Source organism: Flavobacterium luteum (genome assembly GCF_008806775.1).
GTDB lineage: Bacteria > Bacteroidota > Bacteroidia > Flavobacteriales > Flavobacteriaceae > Flavobacterium > Flavobacterium luteum.
In genome coordinates, this window is record NZ_WAEM01000011.1 from 15,579 (window position 1) to 33,510 (window position 17,932).

General features: G+C 36.3%; 14 protein-coding genes. 1 reads left to right on the forward strand and 13 read right to left on the reverse strand.

Annotated features, from left to right (window positions below; translation table 11 throughout):
• Nucleotides 1-504 precede the first annotated feature (504 nt).
• Together F6464_RS13605 and F6464_RS13610 are read right to left on the reverse strand one after the other, a co-directional pair.
• Nucleotides 505-1,665 carry a T9SS type A sorting domain-containing protein gene (locus F6464_RS13605; protein WP_151108503.1) on the reverse strand — a complete coding sequence of 387 codons (1,161 nt, stop codon included), beginning with the start codon at nucleotides 1,663-1,665 and terminating at the stop codon, nucleotides 505-507.
• Nucleotides 1,666-2,715: 1,050 nt separating this feature from the next.
• On the reverse strand, nucleotides 2,716-3,060 hold the full coding sequence (locus tag F6464_RS13610) for a hypothetical protein (RefSeq protein WP_151108504.1): 345 nt from the start codon (nucleotides 3,058-3,060) through the stop codon (nucleotides 2,716-2,718).
• A 454-nt stretch (nucleotides 3,061-3,514) separates the two neighbouring features.
• Between F6464_RS13610 and F6464_RS13615 the strand changes: the two genes are divergently transcribed.
• Nucleotides 3,515-3,715 carry a hypothetical protein gene (locus tag F6464_RS13615; RefSeq protein ID WP_151108505.1) on the forward strand — a complete coding sequence of 67 codons (201 nt, stop codon included), beginning with the start codon at nucleotides 3,515-3,517 and terminating at the stop codon, nucleotides 3,713-3,715.
• Between the two features lie 32 nt (nucleotides 3,716-3,747).
• Here the strand turns inward: F6464_RS13615 and F6464_RS13620 are convergent, their stop codons facing one another.
• The 11 genes from F6464_RS13620 to F6464_RS13670 form a co-directional block, all read right to left on the reverse strand.
• Nucleotides 3,748-3,945 (reverse strand): hypothetical protein, encoded by a 198-nt coding sequence (locus F6464_RS13620; protein WP_151108506.1) that lies wholly within the window; start codon nucleotides 3,943-3,945, stop codon nucleotides 3,748-3,750.
• Between the two features lie 87 nt (nucleotides 3,946-4,032).
• On the reverse strand, nucleotides 4,033-4,401 hold the full coding sequence (locus F6464_RS13625; RefSeq protein WP_151108507.1) for a hypothetical protein: 369 nt from the start codon (nucleotides 4,399-4,401) through the stop codon (nucleotides 4,033-4,035).
• Nucleotides 4,402-4,502: 101 nt separating this feature from the next.
• Entirely contained in the window at nucleotides 4,503-5,243 is a 741-nt protein-coding gene (locus F6464_RS13630) for a hypothetical protein (RefSeq protein ID WP_151108508.1), read from the reverse strand.
• Between the two features lie 28 nt (nucleotides 5,244-5,271).
• A complete protein-coding gene (locus F6464_RS13635; RefSeq protein ID WP_151108509.1) occupies nucleotides 5,272-7,113 on the reverse strand; it encodes an alpha-galactosidase in 1,842 nt (613 codons plus the stop codon).
• Nucleotides 7,114-7,144: 31 nt separating this feature from the next.
• A complete protein-coding gene (locus F6464_RS13640) occupies nucleotides 7,145-8,821 on the reverse strand; it encodes a sulfatase (RefSeq protein WP_151108510.1) in 1,677 nt (558 codons plus the stop codon).
• 21 nt (nucleotides 8,822-8,842) lie between these two features.
• Nucleotides 8,843-10,951: a glycoside hydrolase family 127 protein gene (locus F6464_RS13645; RefSeq protein ID WP_151108511.1), complete on the reverse strand. Its 2,109-nt coding sequence runs from the start codon at nucleotides 10,949-10,951 to the stop codon at nucleotides 8,843-8,845.
• A 522-nt stretch (nucleotides 10,952-11,473) separates the two neighbouring features.
• Nucleotides 11,474-11,728 (reverse strand): hypothetical protein, encoded by a 255-nt coding sequence (locus F6464_RS13650; RefSeq protein ID WP_151108512.1) that lies wholly within the window; start codon nucleotides 11,726-11,728, stop codon nucleotides 11,474-11,476.
• A gap of 64 nt (nucleotides 11,729-11,792) precedes the next feature.
• A complete protein-coding gene (locus tag F6464_RS13655) occupies nucleotides 11,793-13,634 on the reverse strand; it encodes a glycoside hydrolase family 36 protein (protein ID WP_151108513.1) in 1,842 nt (613 codons plus the stop codon).
• 68 nt (nucleotides 13,635-13,702) lie between these two features.
• Nucleotides 13,703-15,427 (reverse strand): beta-galactosidase, encoded by a 1,725-nt coding sequence (locus F6464_RS13660; protein ID WP_151108514.1) that lies wholly within the window; start codon nucleotides 15,425-15,427, stop codon nucleotides 13,703-13,705.
• A gap of 6 nt (nucleotides 15,428-15,433) precedes the next feature.
• Nucleotides 15,434-16,294, reverse strand: coding sequence for an alpha/beta hydrolase (locus tag F6464_RS13665; RefSeq protein ID WP_151108515.1), 861 nt, complete (start codon nucleotides 16,292-16,294; stop codon nucleotides 15,434-15,436).
• Between the two features lie 498 nt (nucleotides 16,295-16,792).
• Nucleotides 16,793-17,458, reverse strand: coding sequence for a 3-keto-disaccharide hydrolase (locus tag F6464_RS13670; protein WP_151108516.1), 666 nt, complete (start codon nucleotides 17,456-17,458; stop codon nucleotides 16,793-16,795).
• Between the last annotated feature and the right edge of the window lie 474 nt (nucleotides 17,459-17,932).

Here is a 17,932-nt window from a genome sequence, read left to right on the forward strand (position 1 = left end):
AGAATTATTTCTTAATTATTTTTCCGATAAAAATAGGCTTATCATTTTGATAGCACTGAATAAAATACATATTACTCTTTAATATATTCATCAAAAGGAACAATTAAAACTAAGAATGCGATGATGTTTAAAGTCTCATTTATAATGTCAAATTGTTGCAATCAAATACAATTTCTCAACATTTCTAAATACCAATTAAAATCTATACTTTTAAAACCTAAATATACCTTAAAAAAAATCTAATTAATCCCAAGAAAGTTATACCAATTGTAATTTTAAAATGGTCTAATCCATTTTAAAATTTTACAATGGTTAATGCCGATAGAGAATATATTGAGTACAATTTATTGAACTCTTATATATTGCTAATCGGTATTATTTTGCCAATTTAAAATCATAATTCAGGAATGATTAAAAATAAAAATACTTAATCGTTTGAGCAATTAAAAAGGGCTTCAAAAACTTGAAACCCTTTATTATCAAACTATTGAATGAAACGTTTTACTATTTCATTATTTTCGTTGTACCAACATCTCCATTTTCTTGGTATGTTTTTACAATATATAGACCAGCTTTCAAACTGCTTAAATCTAGGGTGTTCCCAGACGGTTTTTTGGCTTTAAGTACAGCCGAACCGTTCAGGTTATATACTATTATTTGATCAATACCTGCACTATAATTTAATTCAGAATTTGCAAGGTCAAAATTAATGGTTGGTTTTTGAGTTGCCCGTTTTTTATTTAGCGCCGCGGTTCCCAATAAACTTTTAGAAAACAACCAATAAAGTGTGTTAGCCTCTGGATCTGAACCAGCACTTGCATACTCTGTTGTGTAATCATAAGTTTTTGTTGTTACAACACCAGTAACTTCATCTGTATCTGATTTCGTAACTGTTCCTGTAGCCCCATAAGAACCAACCAAAAAATCTTCGGTACTATGACCTCGTCCAATAAAAGTTGTAAATTTCATCTTTGCATTTTTAGACTTCATATACGTAAACAATTCCACATCACTACTGTAAGGACTAGTAGTATCGTTGCTTCCGTGCATTGTCCATAAATTAAAGTTAACAAGCTTATCTCTGTTGGCCAAAGAAATTTTATTACCTTCTGCCGATGCCGCGATGGCTGCCGCAAAATAGGTCGGACCATAAGATATGAATAAATTTGTACCATGACCTCCAGCGGATTGCCCCATAACATAAATTCGGTTTATGTCTACATTAGGAGCAAGTGCAGCAATTATTTGTTTGGCACCTTCAAAATGCTTTTTATTCCACATATCGAATTTACCACTAGTAAATTTGTCGGCCTGCAATGCAATAACATACGTTGGGTATTTTGACTGAATGGAATCGCCAGCAAACTGGCCATTAATAGCTCGAAGGTTATTAATATTATAATCCCTTGATCCAGGTATACTAAACCCAGAAGCATTATGTAGGGTTACAACCACAGGATACTTTTTACTAGCATCAAAATTTATGGGTTTTAATATTCGATAGGCCAAGGATTGGTTAACCCCACTATATACAAAATTGTAAACTAAGGGTTGATACTTATCGACTACCCATTGCGGTTGATTCCATTGAGCGATGATTTTACTCGGAAGAAGAGCTATTAAAACAATAGCGAATACTACTAGGTTGATTTTTGTTTTTTTCATTGTTATTTAGGTTAATTAGGTGGAATTTTGTTTCAAATAATTATCGTTCGTTTTAAGGTATTGAATACGATTGTTTTTTTGGTTATCAACATCATCTGGTTCAAGAAAAAAATCACTTCATAACTTTAGTGACTAGGATTAGTTGTAATTCCAATCGATTTGAGGTACAAAAGTACACTTGCTTTAAGAACTATGCAGGTAGAAAAGTATCAATTGTACCGTCAATTTGTTTCAAATGAATAAAAATTGCAATAATTTTATTATTCGTATAATTTAATCAAATTTTTTTAATAAGACGTATAATTTTAAACCAAAAATTATACGCAATTTGAATAAAAGGAAAACACATACAAATGCTTTCAGCTAGTTGCACAGCAAGAAGTAGAGCTGTAAAAAAATTAGAATATACTATGTTTTAAGAAGAGTGAAAAACAGAAGGAAGAACAACATCTGTTATATATGTAAAATATTGGATTGGGAACCTAAATGGGTGCACTTTTTGATTTTTCCTAAAACGAGAATCATCAAATGAGTAACCTTATGTTTACGCTTTCATATTGATTTGTAAAGAATTTTTGTTGTTTTCTTTATTTATTAGAAAATATGATTTTGCACAGATTTGAATTTTGCTATGTTTTTTATTACCGTATTATCTTTAGATTTCAGTACTCGATTGTAATTCTTACTAAAGAATAGCTATAATTTACATCTACGTTTTAAATTTATAGTGTTTAACTAAAAAAATAACTTCGAAAACAAGGCATGCATCTACTTATAAAGTCTCATTTGCAATGTCAGGTTTTTTCAATTGATTACGATTTCTGAATACTAATTATCTTCAATACATTTTTAAGACCAAAAACACTTTTGTCAGAAAAAATCAAATTAATGCTGAAAAGTTATTATACCAATTTAAAATCACAGTTCAGAAGCAGAAATCTATAATCCTTCGAGAATTCTGCATTATTTTTTATCCATTTTCGATAGGTTACGATCTAAAAAAAAACTTCTGGATAACCAGAAGTTTTTAGAGGCACAAAGGTTTTGTTTTTATTCGTTACCTTCTTTTTTTTCTTTTTTCCCTTCTCCTTTAGCTTTTTCTTTGTTAACTTTTTGCATTTCAATCTGCTCAGGAGTCAAAATTGCTTTAATTCTTCCTGAAATTTCTTTTGCTTTTGCTTTGTTGGCATCAGCATGGTCTGGGTTGTCCTTACTGTCTTTTTTAAGGGCTTGTTGCTCCTCAATAATTGGTTTTAATTTTTCTTGTTGGTCAGCTGTCAAAGATAGTTCTGTTGTCATTTTACCTAACATTTTATCCGCACCACCTTTTTTTGCTTCTTGAGCAAATCCATTCAAACTTGCAGCTAATAAAGCTGCGAAAATCACTTTTTTCATTTTTTATATTTATTTAGAGTTATTTACTTTAGACTAGTAAGTATTAGAAAGGTTTAATTTTAATAAAATAAATTATCAATTTATTTCTTTTTCTATTTTATACTTATATAATTTGAACGAATTTATATTCAAGTAATAAATGCAAGACGGGAAACAATTGAATTGTTAGTCAAATATAGTAACAAAGGAAATCATTACTAAAACTTTTATCTATTTAAAAAGTCTCTATTATACTGTCAATTTGTTTCATTTAGATTCAATTTTAGGCTTTTTACCAAATACTACTTCAGGATACCAGAACATCTCCGGACCCGAGCGAAGCGAATTGACGAAGTAAATGCCTCCTAATTTTGGGATTTTTTTATTTTTAATATAAAGATTACAACTGGAAAGTATATTGTTGAATGTTTAGCAGAAAACCTATAAATGCTTTGTTATTTCAATCATGTGAAAAATGTCGTCTTCTTTATCTTCATTCACTAGCGAAAAATCAATGTTTTTTGGGCCTTTATTTGTAAATGCCTCATCTTTTATTGTAATTGCTTTTTCAACCCATTTTCCACTATTGGTTTTAATGATGGTAATTGCTATTTTATCAGGATTGGATTCGCTGCCATATCTGAAAGAAAATTTACCAAATCCTTCATCTAGATAAATTATTTTGATACTAACAGATCTCGTTTCCTTTTAAGATAAAAAATGGTCATCTAGATCAAAATACATTCTATTTTTATTGCTTTCGTTTTCAAAAGAGCGAGCATATCTGCCATAAGGCTGATTCGTTGGACCAACTCGCCACAATCCTACACTGGTCTTATTGGCATCAATCTGTGTTATAAAACTACTGTAATTTCTGGCAATCAGACCAAAACCAACATTATTCATCGCCTTGGCTTCAAAAAGATAATTAGATCCTTTAAGTGTTGTCGCAGCATTTAAATCACCGACTTTTGCACCATATTTTTTAAATTCTTATTCAATTTTCAACACTCTTTCCTTATTACTTTGTTTAGCTTCTCCATAGGCAGTCACATTAAAACGTCTAGTATCTGCAGCATCTAGTACATCGCAAAACGCAATAAATGCATATGGACTTGACTGAGGTTTTTTATAGTAAGAATACTTAGAGCTAAATTCGAATCCTTCATTATACAAACCCGTTTTAACAGTATTATAATCAACCTCCCACAGATCCAAACCCCTGTCAACTGCTGCTATTGCTGTCCAGTAATAGTTCCAAATTTTATTTTCCTTGAAAATCTCCCCTTCTACAAATTTAGAGAATTCGGCACGAACAAATTCAGGTTTCTTGCCATTGAGACCGTAAAAAGTTGGTCGCAATTGGCTGTCCTGAATTATTTCATCATTGGCTTGATACCCTATTGCAATGGTGAGTTGTTGCTTGCGAAGATCAATTTTATAGTTCTTTCTAAGCCAATTGGCTAAAGCTGTTCTCCTAATTTTTGTTCATTTTTTGAATTTATAAGTTCGTTAGTAGCTCCCTCATCATCAACATTGAAAAGAAATTTTATATGTTCAAGTTCTGGCCTATCAAACGCTACATAAAAGCGAACAGTTGCAGCATTACAAAATTCAAGGTATTGTTTGATTTTATATTCTGGCATTATAGGGGTGCCTTTGTATAGTTGTTTATCGCCTGTAGAGCCAAAAGCAGGTTGTATAAATGAAAAAACATCTCGATCAGCTTTTGGAATACTAGCTATATGGGCTGCCAGCTTACCAATAAAATTATAAAAAAAGTTGCTATAATTTTTATCAAGATAGTATGGAAATACAGCTTTGGCATTACTACTACCTCCTTTACAAGCAACTTTTGGCACGTCTTGGTCGTAAATCCATTCTGGTGAATGCGGTCCAGTCCACAAAACAAAATAGTAATAATACCTACCTTTTACAGCACTATGTATTTTTTCATCCAGTTTTGACCAGTCGTAAACACCTATCTGAGGCTCCAAATCACTCCATTTTAAAAGGTCTGCCATTCCTTTTATAAATGGAAATGCTTTAGTATTAATTGGCTCGCTGGTTTTATTAGTATAAAAACCAGCCCAAATAGGACGCTCAAAAGTTTCCACTTGCTCGCTGGATATTTTTTGTGCCAATAATGCACTATTGAAAATCAGTAAAAAAAGACAAGTGTATAGCAAACAGATTTTTTTCATAATTATATTTTTATTCAGCCACAATTATTTATTTAGATTTAAGTTTCTGACACAATTGTTGGAAAGATTTATTTCCTTCATATTTTATGATCACCGAATGACGCCCTTCCAATTGAACCTTCGTAGCTGATTTTCCAAACTCAGGCAAACTGTATTCCTTGGCTTTATCACTCCAGTTAAATATGCCAAGGTATATCTTTTTTCCGCTGCGGGAGAGGAGTAACTCAATGGCATCATTTTTTTCCGTTGCATGTAGCCACAAATCCAGCGGAACGGTTTCGTCTATTTTGGGAGTTTTCAATCCTGCCATTATAATCGCTTTGCGTTCAGGGCGAAGTGTAGTAAGGTTATCGCTGTTTAGGCGAATATTGCCATACAAGCTTACGAAATCGACCCACATCTTAGCTTCATTTTCAGAAAGAGTTCCTCCAGATTTTCGATCTTCTATGCTCACAGTTGCATCTTCATCTTCAGCAGCACGTGCTACCATGTAGTCAGGATCTAGGTTAAATACCGATTTAAGATAAAAATTGCTGCTGTTCGACAATGCTCTCTCTCCAAATGATTCGTAAACAGGGTTAATATCATTACCTGTACGCATGGCATCTACAAATCCAATCGTTGGTCCAAATACTGCAGTGCAACCCAGGAAATAGCCGTCAGGTCCTACGGCATCTCGCATGGCTTGCATACCCAGTCGGAATCGTTCCACACTTGTAATACCGGGATTATATGCTTTAAAACTTATTAATTTATTGTTCCCTTTGATAAAATCATCGAGGCCATTGCACATAAAATCTATTTTAAAGTAACTTACGCCCCAATTTTCCTTCATATTTTTAATACAGGATGCAATATAGGCCCTAGCACCTGGATGTGAATAATCAAAAAAAGTATGTTCCAGTTTGTGATCCGGACTTTCTTGTGTTTTTACAAACAGTTTGCCGTCTTGATCATGTAAAAAGTATTCAGGGTGCGTCTTGCAAATCTCTGATTTTGCATCTCCACGAAAGCCATCAAAATGCAAACCTAGCATCTTCCCTTCTGCACGAACTCGAGCGCCAATTGCCTTGATACCACCGGGAATTTTATTATGAACCAAGGTGTAGTCGCCCCTTTCAGGCCACCATCCGCCATCCACTTGCACTAAATTAGTTTTAAGAGGAAGTTTATTCAATTGGTCCATGTTTTGATTAACATCATCGGCTGTAAAAACTCGCCCATAATAATCCCAAGTAGCCCAACCGTTGTAGGTAACATCTTTAAGCTTTCCAATCTTATTTTCCTTTGCAATGGCTGCGCCAAATTGATCGAGCTGATTTACCCAATTAGTGTTGCGCGATAGTACTATCTGTTCGTAATCAATTTTCTGACCTGGCAGGAGTTGTTTATTTTCACCGTTAGATGTGATTACAAATGCTCCGTTTTTAATCGTAATATAAGGCAAAAATATACGCCAGGAGAGTGATCCTGCAAACAAGTACTCACCTTCGGAAAGTTTTAACATGGCATAAAAATTACTGGTGCATTTCTTGTCCAATTGTCCTAATTTTCTAAGTATAACAGTATTGCGCCACATATCACTACCTCCGAAGAGTGCTTCCGTTTCATTTGATGTGTTCTCAATGACTGGAATGCAAATAGAAATTTGTTCTATGGTAAGTGGTTGTTTACCATCATTTGCCAAAACGATTTTCAGCCGTGTAAAGCCATTTTTCTGTTTTTCTATCTTTTGGGTAGCAGTCACTGGATAATTCGCTTTGATGTCAATGGTTATCCCAGTCCAATCAGAACTATTTTTTGCTAAAATAGTGCTATTGTTAAGGAGTATAAAAAATAATACTAACCAAGATAAATGATGCAATTTCATAAGTGCTAAATTATTAGTGGTAAATATTGAATTATTTTAATTGGGGTTTTGCTTTTTGCCATCCCTCTTTCCATTGTTTTGTCAATTGTTTGACCAATTGGGCTTGGCCTGGCTGCATGGCGATGTTCACATTTTCATCTGGATCTTTTTGGTGATCATAAAGTTCTATGGCCAAGGGTTTTTCTGGATGACGGTTGTCCATCCAATAGGTAAAGCGATATCGATCTGTTCGCATGGAATATCCAGAAACATGTTCGTTGTATTTCTCCATAGAAAAATCATCGGAATCAAACTCCTGAATGTTTTTCTCTACTCTATCCATCAATGTGGCAAAACTCTCTCTTGTTTTCGGGTCCAATGGTTTTCCAGCCCACTCTCTTACTGCTGGGCAAGTTGTTTGTGTGAAGGCCGCTTTTTTCCATGGTTTGGAAGGGTCATTCAACAAATTGCGAGCACTGGTACCTTCAAGATGACTCGGCAATGGAAGACTAGCCAATTCACATAGGGTTGGATATACATCTACAAATTCCACAAGTCCGTTGGCCGATTTCCCATTTCCTTTTTGTTGGGGGGCTGCAATTATCAAGGGAACTCTGGCGCAGGTCTCAAAATCAGTGGTTTTACCCCAAAGACCATGTTCTCCCAGATTCCAACCATGATCTCCCCACAATACGATGATGGTATTTTGAGTTAATCCTTTTTTGTCTAATTCATCGAGCAGACGACCTATCTGCGCATCAACATAACTTACACAAGCATAATAACCATGGAGAAGCCTTATGGCATCTTTATCCGAAATGGGACCATCTTTAGGCATATCGGTTCTTGCCCTCAATTCAATTGATGAATTCAAAGCAATGGGAGGACAATCCTTTGGTGCAAGAGGAGATTTTGTTAATTCCAGCTTTGATGGGTCATACAGATCCCAGTATTTTTTAGGAGCAATGAAGGAGAGATGTGGTTTGGAAAACCCAACAGCGAGAAAAAAGGGGTTGTTGTCACTCTTACGAATTGCCCCAATGGCAGTTTCGGCAGTGATACCATCCGTATAGGCATTATCCGGAACATCTGCACACTCCGTTGCAGGACCTGATAAAAGCGCACGTGCATCTTCACCTGTCTTTCCTCCTCCACTAAGTGCGTCAGAAAGTGCCTGATACGCTTTTCTGTTTTCGGGAAGTTGATAACCACCCAAAGCTTTTATTGGATAAGGTTCCCCCAATGTTTTAGGTTTAAGTTCTTCCGTCCAGGAGATTTTATCTTTAAAACCACTATGAAAAACTTTTCCAATGGTCATGGTTTTGTAACCATTGTTTTTGAAATATTGGGGTAGCGTGACTACATCCGAATTCTTCTCCCTAAAGTCCGTCCCATTATCAAACACACCAGTAGAATTGGGACGCAGGCCGGTTAATATACTGGCACGCGTCGGACCACATAGGGGTTGCTGACAGTAGGCTCTTGTAAATACCACGCCGCGTGTAGCCAAACGATCTATGTTGGGTGTTTTAATCTGCGTAGCCCCATAACAACCCAATTCCGGTCGCAAATCATCTACAGCGATAAATAATATATTTGGACGAGCACTATTTGTCACTTGACTCGATGCAATGAACGCATTTGTTAATAGTATCGTAAGCGAAAAGATAAATTTTGTTTTTGATGCTATACCTTGGAGAGATGATCGTCTGTTAGTTGATTGACTCATAATTAAATTTATTTTTCCATTCTATTCTTTCACCACTATCGGCAGCCACACACTCATAGTTGTTTTTTTACTTCTATTGGCCCATGCATAATAAGGAATCAAGGTCAAATCAAAAGATTTACCAGCTTCTTGATTAAATGGTCTATAAAGTGGGGCTTTTAGAGCATCCTGTTTAAAAATTCCTGTTCCTTGCAGAGAAAAGGTTTGATTGGATATTTCATTATTGATACCACTCATTCCAAGTACTGGTTTAAAGGTGCTGTTTGACGGAATAAATACAGAAGGAACATCATAACCCGATGGAAGATCTGGTGATTCTAAACAATACAATACTGGTCCACGCATTACTGCTACTTGATTACGAGTCTCTTCTACCCGAGGATCTGCGGTCATCAAGGTAGTTTCTAGTGGGAAATTAATCGTTATTTTGTCACCGGCTTTCCAATTTTGTACAATAGTCACATAGCCTTGTTCCACAGGGGTATTTGTTAATTGCTTACCGTTGATAGCAAAACTTGCTTTGTTAGCCCAATTTGGCACACGCAAACGAATTGCAACCGATTTAGAAGGCGCTTTATGAACAACAACTTGAATATCACCACTCCAAGGGTAATCCGTAATTTGTTCAATTGAAAATGCATCACCCGTAACCAATTTGCAATTTAATTTGTTTCCACCGTATTGGTGAACCCATACACCTGAATCGTCTATGCTATAGAAATAAGCGCTAAGTTGTGCAATGGTTCGTAATAAGTTCGATGGACAACAAATTTGTTTACGCCCTAGAGATTGACGGTTGTTCATATCTGTACCCCCTTTTACCTTATAGTCCTCCTCGTAACGTCGCAGGATATTACGATAAAACCACAATTTTCCGTCTAGCGACATCGCGGGTAAGAAACCATTATACATTTCGCGTTCCATCACATCGGCGTATTGACCATCAGGATGATTAGCAAGCATTCTATAGGCCCACATGAAAGTCCCGATTTGCCCACAGGTTTCGTTATAGCAGCTACTGTTCGGAAGCTCATAAGGATTGCCCGCTGCTTCAGCTACATGGGTATTGTTAGAAAGCCCACTTGCCTGAGCACTGACACCACCGTGAATAAACATTTTATGAAGTGTTAAATCATCCCATAAGCCTGTGATTGCAGAATCGAGTGTCTGTTCACCAGTTTCAGCACATAAATCAGTCGCGCCGGTATACAAATAGGTAAAAAACACATTGTGCCCCACCACCTCAGTAGATTTACGAACCGGAACCCTATCCTGAATGATATCTGAACCTTCGTATCCGGGAACAAAGTTGTTCATGGATTGCTTTTTGGGGTTTTCACCACGACGGTCCACAATCATTTGAGCACAATCCAAGTACTTTTTCTCGCCGGTTAAGCGATACAGTTCCACAAGCCCCATTAGGACTGACGGATTATGAGCCATATAAGGTTTTACAGTCACGCCCATAGTTTTACAAAGAAAATTGGCAGAACGTTTGGCGATATTTAGTAATGTATCCTTCCCGGTCATACGATAATGAATCACGCCTGCGGTAATGAGGTGCCCCATATTATAGATTTCATGGTCTTTAGGATCTTGAAAACGGGGTTCTTTCTTCACCAACTTTTTTGCCGAGAGATATCCATCCGGTTGTTGTGCTGCTCCAATGATTGAAATTGCCTCATTCATTCTGCGCTCTATGTCAGGATTTCGAGTCACACGCCAAACACAAGCCGCAGCTTCTATCCATTTATACAACCATTCTTCATGCCATGTTGTTCCTACATATTCCCCGACTCCTGGTTTGGCGGCATTGCGTAAATTATCGAGCACATGTCCTGCATTTGGATCGGCAAGTAATCGCCATGACTCGTCAAGGGTAACATCGGTTAATTGCTTAAAATGATCGGCCCAAAAACCATTGGTCCACTGTACTGCATCAAATGGAAGCGGACGCAACTGCGAATGCTCACTCTTACTGTGATCTACTATGAAGTCTGCAGCTGGCAGCCCATCGGATGTTTTCGCTTTTGAGGTAGCGTGTTTTACTGTGACAGTTTGCGCATTTATGGAATATGAAATCCCCATTAAAGTGTTCAATACTAAGAAAAGGACAATTTTAGTTTTCATTCTTGTGTAATTTATAGATTATTAATGGAATCAAAGTTTTTAGAATAGTAAAAAACCATTAGGTTTAATTTAATTCGCTAAATTCTACCCAATACGGCATTTGAATTTTAGTATTATTTCAGTATTTAAGTAGTAAGAATTGTATAATATAAAATTACCAGTAATTACAGTGATTTCATTAGAAATAAATACGACATTATTTTATGCACATTACTTATATGGCTTTAATGAATTTGAAATTTTCGAAAATTATTTAATCTTTTATAATCAGCACCCAAAAATCACAATATGCTGTATTAAATAGAATTAAGCGATTTAATTATAGAAATATAGACTTTTACACAAACTACTTATCGGCTCTTGGAGCCTGTAAAACAAATGCGGCAAATGCGAGGCATAATATTTTTAGGAAAGATTTAGATGTTCTTTTGTTTATCACTTCTTCTTATAAAAACTGAATGGCATAGTTAGTATGCTCCATTTTTCATATACCATTTCTCAACTGTTACGGTCATGTCTTTCTCAGTGAATGTAATCTATCCAGTTGCATATTACTTTCCTTCTTTCATCCATTTTTGTCCAGTCATAAACACCCAATTGAGACTCCATATCACTCCATTTTATCCGGTCTGCCATTCCTTTGATAAATGGAAATGCCTTGGTGTTAATTGGCTCACTGGTTTTATTAGCATAAAAACCAGCCCAAATACGACGTTCAAAAGTTTCCAATGGCTCGCTGGATATTTTTTGTGCCAATACTGCACTATTGATACTCAAGAATAAAAAACTAAATAGCAATTGGAATTTTTCCATTATTGTGTTGTTACTGAGCCCCAATTATTTATTTAGATTTAAGTTCCTGACACAATTGTTCAAAAGATTTATTCCCATCATATTTCAAAATTATCGAATGACGGCCAACCAAATGAATTGGATTTGGGTTTTCAAAAGCTTGCAGAGCATACTCTTTAGGATTATCCGACCAGTTGAACAAGCCTAAGTAAATATCTTTTCCCTTATGCGCAATAATCAATTCAAACCCATCGCTCTTATCAACACCATGTTTCCAAAAATCCAAAGGAACGGTCTCTTCCATTGCAGGAAAGTCAAAAACTTCTTTTACAAGCGCCTTACGTTCAGGACGCAGCGTCACTAGGTTATCGCTATGCAAATGGGCTGTACCGTAAAGCTTGTTGAAGTCTGCCCACATTTGTGCCTCACTTATTGTCATACTTCCAGCGTGTTTAAATTGTTCTTGAGATACCTTGTCATCTTCATCAATACCCTCTCTAAATACAAGGTAATCAGCATCGCCATTGAACACTTTACCGCTCAAGTAGAATTGGCTTAAATTTGCCAAACACCTTTCTGGAAAAGCTTCGTAAACTGGGTGAATATCACCACCGGTTCGCATCCCGTCAACAAAGCCAATACATGGTCCAAATACAGCAGAACAACCAAGGAAATAGGAATCCTCTCCCATCGCTTTGCGCATGGTTTGCATCCCAAGACGGAAACGCTCTACACTAGTTAGACCTTGGTCAAAAGCTTTTATTGTTTTAACATTTTTGTTTCTTTCCTTTACAAAATCTTCTAGTCCGTAACGCATAAAGTCAATCTTGAAGTAAGTAATTCCCCAGTTGTCTTTCATATTTTTGATACAATCGGCAATATGCGCTCTTGCACCAGGATGGGAATAATCAAAATAAGTGTTTCTCATTATCTTATCTGGTGTTTGGACTGTTTCAATTATCAATTTTCCGTCCTGATCGTGTAGAAAATATTCTGGATGTGTTTTACAAATCTCTGAATTAGCATCGCCTCTAAAGCCATCAAAATGCAAACCTGGGGTTTTGCCTTCGGCCGTTATCCGACTAACAATTTCCTTGATACCACCCGGCAACATATTGGCTCGTAAGCTTTTATAATCACCGCGTTCTGTCCACCAACCGCCATCAATTTGAATCATATTTGCCTTCGGAGCTAGTTTATTGAGCTCATCCATATTATCGTAAATATCTTTTGGAGTAAATACTCTTCCATAATAATCCCAGGTTGCCCAACCTGAATAATAAGCCGGTTTTAGCTTTTTTATGTTATTCTCAACAGCGATGGCTGAACCGAATTGTTCTAGTAAATCAAACCAATTGTTAGTTTTCTTCAGAACGATTTGTTCGTACTCGATGGTCTGACCTGGTTTAAGTTGTTTGCCTTCTCCATTAGACCACACTTCCAAAGCACCGTCTTTAATTGTGAAATTGGGCAGAAAAATTCGCCATGAAAGAGAGCCAACGAATACGTATTGACCGTCAGCAAGACGTACCATTTCATACATGCGACTGGAACTCTTATTGGTTTGATTTCCAATTGTTTGACGCAACAAAGGAGTTTGTCCCATGCAACTTCCTCCGTACAGTATTTCCAAATTATTGGTCAACTTTTCGTTCATGGGTATGTTAACTGAAATTTTTTCTATAGTAAGAGTCTGTTTTCCTTTATTAGTGAGACTAATTTTTAAACGTTGGAATCCATCTGCTTGTTGCGTATTTTTTTGTGTAGTTGTTACAGGGAGATCTGACTTTACATTTACTGTAATATTCTTCAATGAATATGGTGTTTGAGCGCTTAAAAAAGTCGTTACAAAGACCATCCCTATAAGCAAAACTGAAAGTTTAGTTTTCATAAATATTGGGTTTAATTGTTTTAAAATGGAATCTAAATTTAGATTGTTTAATGGTTTAGTAAATGATACTATTTTCGTTCCACTTCGATGAGGTGAAAAATATAATCCTTTTTCCCCGTGTTAAGCAATGCAATATCTGAGCCTCTAGGTCCATTCTTTTGCATGACGGCATCGGTTATGGTTATTTCATCTTCTCGCCAAGTGTTGGTTCCTATACCTATAAAGGTTTTTGCAGTTATCAAATCTTTACCTCCGGCATCATAGCAAAAACTCCATGAACCTTTATTAGTGTCAAGCCATACAATTCGGAATTTTAAGGATTGTGCCGGTATTGTTTTGAAAAAATCATCATGGAATTTAAAATACATTGCGTCCTTTCCAGAAGCATGTTCAAAACCGCGGCCTTCTAGACCATAAGGTTGGTCTTTCGGACCTATATGCCACCAACCTACACTCGTTTCCAGTTTAGCAATAGGGTATAAATACAAACTGTAATCATCATCTATGCAACTCCAACCCACATCATTATATCCAGTTCTACCTCGGCTCGCAAGAGAACCCGCTAAGGTCTTATCTAAATCTTGAATGATTGCACCGTGACTTGCAAATGCAGCACAAATTTTCTGCACTCTGTCTGTATTTTTCCTATTGGACTCGCCATATATATTTTCTGGAAATCGGTTTTTATCATCTGTATTTAATTGATCTCTCAAAGCACAAAAGGCTACCGGAGAGCGTTCAGGATATTTATATCCCGCATATTTATCGAATAGATCCAAGGCTTGGTAATAGGTGGGGTCTTCTAATATTTTTTGTGGCAGGTTCCAAATGTCTAAACCCGAATGCAAGGCATACAAGGCACTCCAATATAAATTTTGAAGCGGATCTTTCATAAACCATTTCGAAAGCCACATCGTTTCCCCTTCTCCTCTACTAAAAACAGGGCGATTCAAACTATTTTTGTCGGTATCCCAAGGGCTATAAATCTCCATTTTTCTTTTAGTATCATTGGAACCATAAAAATGGGAGGCTACTCCTTTTTTATTTACAAAACCAGAATATTCTTTTGCGCCCCACTCCATATCTTCGGTATGGATTAACAAGGGTATTTCTGGTAGCCCATTGGATTTATTAGTAAAAGCATCTATTGTAAATTTTCTGATATAGGCTTGATAGGCGGGCCACTCGACTTTTTTGTCTACATTGTACTTTGGATCGACAGGATCCCCTTTATAACAATAGCCATCTCCTGTTGACCCTTCAACGACTTGATGAAAAAGGATGTATTGAAACAAGTTTTCTGGTAAACTACGGAGATGATTGGCTAATTTTGTTATAATTCGCTCCGAATAAAATTTGTATTCTGGATCTAAGGGATAGGCATTATAGGAAAAATTTTTGTCGCTCTTGTAGGTGTTAATTTCTACTTTTGGCACTCCATTTTCGTATAACCAATCGGGTTCAGTAGGATTCAGCCACAATAATGTAAACACATACTTTTGATTTGCGGCTGCCTTTTTTATAATATCATCAATTAAATCCCAATTATAAACGCCTTCCTTTGGTTCTAATTCATTCCAACCAATAACGATTGGTATCCCTCTCATTTTTGAATAGGTTTCATTCGGAAGAATTTTTCCATTCCAAACATTTGGGGATCCGCCCCAAGAATACCAACACCAAACCCCACAGGCTTCTTTTGGAAAAACACCTGGATTATTTTGTTTGCTGTTTTGTGAAAATAAGAAGCACGAAAACAACAGTGAAAGAATTATTACCTGATTTCTATTCATGATTTACTAATGTTGGGGCTTTAAAGTTAATTTCAGCCAATTGACGACTTGAACGGCATAGTCTGAATTGATTTTGTTCCAGCTGCTCATGCCATGTCCTCCGCCTTCTATAGTGATGAATTCCGCTGGAACTTTGGCCGCCTTGAGTTTAGCAAAGAAATTTACCGATTGTTCATAGGGTACCGTTTCGTCCTTGTTTCCGTGAAGCAGTAAAAACGCAGGGAGACCACGACGTACGTAGGTAATCGGAGAAGCCGCTAGGAGGAATTTGCGAGTGGTTGCATTGACCTCAGTCACACCGAAGTAGTCGCTAAACGTGGCGGATGGTTTGTCGTTTCTAGCATTCAATCTTAAAAGCAAATCCGCTGCGCCATAAAAGGAGACTACTGCAGCTACGCGAGTGTCTTTCTTATTCTTGGCCCCTACAATATTGACCAAATAAGCACCCGCCGACTCACCAATTAGGACAATTCGTGAAGGATCGAAGTGGAATTCTTTAGCATGAGCCTTGACCCAAAGGATTGCGGTTTCCAAATCCTCGACACTAGCAGGATACTTGTGAGTTGGGGCGAGACGGTAGTTGATACTCACCCAAGCAAAGCCTGCCTCTGAGAGTGGTTTGAATAAGTGTTTAGGTTGTTTTTGCTTGTCCCCCTTCGAGAAACCCCCACCATGCACGAGAATGCATACCGGAAAAAGCCCGTCGCCTTCCGGAACCGAAATATCTAACTTTAGTTCCTCGCCGCCAGCAATGCCGTAAGTAATGTCCGAACTTAAGTTGGCATTATCCGATAAATTAGCAGTTTGAGCTTGAATTAAACTACCAAATATCAACATACAGAAAAAAATATAATTTTTAATTTTCATATGATTTAGTGTAACAGATTACTTCAATCCGTTGAATTCATTCCAATACGATTTGAATGTTATGGTTTTTGATAATTATTTTTATTACTAGAAACTTTGCTATTGCAAACGTAATTTTACATTGCTTTAAAAATAATCAGATATGAGACTGAAAATTTATAACAATTGACTTTAAACTTTTAAAAATTCAATCTAACTGATTATAAAAGGTAGTTAATTTTGTTAGGAAAATTTAAACACGTTATATTAAATTTTATATTTCCCAGCAATCAATCAAAACTAAATCGTCAATAGGCAAAATTATTAGTAATTGAAATAATAAACCCATTAAAAACAGCTCATAAGTAAGGCGAAACTGTGTCAGATGCAGAAAAAAAATATAATTGTTAGGTAATCAACTATGGGAATTTTTTACTTATTCAAAATAAATAAAATCTCAGGTTAATGATATACTTACCCACTAAAATCTATTGGATTTCTATGTATTGGATATGGAAGTCATTTTAATGGCAAGGGTTCAAGGTATAAGTTTCTAAATTCAACTAGTTTTCCTTCAGCCTGTAAGGCAATCGAGCCGGAATTGGCCGATGTCCTTGTAACTTGGTTTTGCAACACGCTATTAATTCGAACCGTAATGGTATTGCCACGGCAAACGACATCACAAGAATTCCATTCACCTACTGGTTTTTCCGTGCTGGACTGGCTATGTGGAACTGCTTTTGGGGAGTCTGTTGTAAGCTCCTGTACAAGTGAACCCCCGTTACAGCGAATATCACCCGCTTTGCCCGACAGTAATTGCACTTCGAAACAGTTGGGCCAAACTTTGTCAGGTCCATTGCTATGTAGAAATACTCCACTGTTACCAGGTCCGGTCGGAAAGCACCATTCCAAATGTAATTGGTAGTCATGATAGGAAAGAACGGTTCGTATATATCCGTTGGGTTTGCCTTGACACTCTACAACTCCCTTGTTTACAGACCATACAGAATCTAATATTACCTTGGGGTCAGTGGTGACAAAAGTCCAATCGGATAAACCTTTGCCATCAAATAGTTCGATCTTCTTTTCTGGAAGAATAGAAACCTTGTTAGCGGTCTGATGGTTGGATTGTGCGCTGACATTCAATGCGAGGATAAGAAATATAAAAAAATAAAATCGAATCATGGTAGATTGTTTGATTTAATAGAGGTCCTCCCAGAAATTGTGTGAACATTTTGCATATTTTTCAAACCTTTAAGTTATTAAAGTTCATTAAGCGGACTGTAACTTAATTTTCTTAATGATCTTAATGTTTTATTTATTGACGAACTGAATAATGGCCGACTGAATTAATTTTAATTTTTTTTGCTTTTCACACAAAACCCAATAGAACCTTAATAGTTAATTTTTATGGTTCATAAACCCAAATGAAAATACAATTTGTATAGGCATCCTTCGAAGATTTATTCGACTATGAACTTGTCAATTTATACCCATAGGTTGTTATTACTGACATTCAAATTAATCAATTAAAAAATCAAACCTATAAACCTGAATACCAACGGGTCTATAGGGTTGAATATTTAAATAATTTGAATTAAATCCTACGGATTAGTACTGATTAATTTATTGGTATGTATCGAAAAATTTTAATGTCGT